At 73.2% G+C, this 1888-nt stretch carries 2 protein-coding genes; both read right to left on the minus strand.

Translation table 11 applies throughout. The features are described from left to right. Positions 1–850 (minus strand): 1-phosphofructokinase family hexose kinase (locus F3J18_RS37065; protein ID WP_166917132.1); only part of this gene is annotated, 850 nt, incomplete at its 3' end. Beyond that, on the minus strand, positions 847–1888 hold a 1042-nt coding region (locus F3J18_RS37070), incomplete at its 5' end, for a phosphoenolpyruvate--protein phosphotransferase (protein WP_166917134.1). The genes F3J18_RS37070 and F3J18_RS37065, both read right to left, overlap by 4 nt.

Consider the following 1888-nt stretch of genomic DNA (forward strand, 5'->3'; position numbering starts at 1 on the left):
CCACCAGCCCGGCGACGAAGGCGTCGCCCGCGCCCACCGTGCTGGCCACCGGCACCTGCAAGGGCGCCGCGTGAAAACCGTCGAGTTCGGCCGAGCCGGTCGTGCAGAGGCCGAATGCGCCCTGCTCGCCGAGCGAGACGGCAACATGGCGTATGCCGCGCGCCACCAGCTCGCGCGCCGCATCGAGCAGCGCCTCGCGGCTCTCCAGCGGCCGGCCCAGCGCCGCCGCCAGTTCCTCGCGATTGGGCTTGACCAGGTCGGGCAGCTCGAGCGGATCGCCCGAGCCCAGCGCCGCGGCCAGCGCCGCGCCGCTGGTATCGAGCGCGACGCGCGCGCCCGCCTCGTGCAGCGAGCGCGTGGCGCGGCGATAGAAGTCCGCGTCGATGCCGGGCGGCAGGCTGCCGGCCAGCACGAACCAGCGCCCCGGCGCCGCCAGCGAGGCGAGCCGCGCCTCCAGCGCCGCCAGGTCCTGCGCCGTGGCGCGCGCGGTGGCGAGATTGATATCGGTGGTCTGGCCGCGCGCCGGATCGACCAGCTTGACGTTGGTCCGCGTGCGTCCGGCGATGCGCACGAAACGATCGTCGATGCGCTTGCGGGCGAACATGGTCTCGAAGGCCTCGCTGCCCTCGCGGCCGAGCAGGCCCGTGACGATCGTGGCGATGCCGTAGTCGGCCAGGCAGCCGGCGACGTTGACGCCCTTGCCACCCGCGTTGATCTCGAGCGATTCGGCCTGGTTCACGGCGCCCAGCGCGAGGCCGGCCACGCGCACGGTCTGGTCGAGCGCGGGATTCGGCGTGACGGTCACCACCACGCGCGCGGCGTTTGTCGCCGATCGGATCGTGATGCTCATGCGGCCGCCTCGTCCCGGGTCTCGCCGGTCGGGCCGCCTTCGCCGCATTCGCCGCCGTCGAGCGCGCGCACGGCGTCGACATCGGCGGCATCGAGCGCGCGACGCGCCAGCGCGCGCAGCGCATCGAGCCGCGAAGCGCGCAGCCGCGTCTTCACGGCCGGGATATCGCGCACGCTCATCGACAGCTCGTCGACGCCCAGCCCCGCCAGGATCGCCGCGCCCAGCGGCTCGCCGGCCAGCCCGCCGCACACGCCGACCCACTTGCGATGCCGGCGCGCGCCGTCCACCGTCTGCGCGATCATGCGCAGCACGGCCGGATGCAGGCTCTCGGCCATCCGCGCCAGTTCAGGATGCTCGCGATCGATGGCCAGCACGTATTGCGTGAGGTCGTTGGTGCCGATCGAGAAGAAGTCGACGAGCTCGGCGAAATGGTCGGCCAGCGCGGCAGCCGAAGGCGTCTCCACCATGATGCCGAGCGGCACCTTCGGCGCGTCGAGCTCGGCGCGCACCGTCTCGGCCAGCGCGATCGCCTGGCGCGCCTCGTCGAGCGTGGACACCATCGGGAACATGATCCACAGCGGCCCGTGCATGGCGGCACGATAGAGCGCGCGCAACTGCGGCACGAACAGGTCGGGCCGGCGCAGGCACAGCCGCAGCCCGCGCACGCCGAGGAAGGGATTCGATTCGCGCGGCAGGTTCAGGTAGGGCACCTGCTTGTCGCCGCCGATGTCGAGCGTGCGGATGATCAGGTGCCGCCCGCCGCTGGCTTCCACCATCTGCCGGTAGCAGGCGTATTGCTCCTCCTCGTCGGGCGCGTCGTGGCGCTCCAGGAACAGGAACTCGGTGCGCATCAGGCCGACGCCGTCGGCGCCGTTCTCGATCGCCGCCTTCACCTGCGCCGGGCGCGTGATGTTCGCGCCGATCTCCAGCACATGGCCGTCGAGCGTGGCGGCCGGCAGCGCGCGATTGGCGGCCGCGCGGTGCTGCGCCTCGACGAAGCGGCGCTGCGCCTCGGCCGCGCGCTCGCGGTCGGCCGCC

Origin of the sequence: Burkholderia sp. Ax-1720, assembly GCF_011753035.1 — a bacterium.
GTDB lineage: Bacteria > Pseudomonadota > Gammaproteobacteria > Burkholderiales > Burkholderiaceae > Burkholderia > Burkholderia gladioli.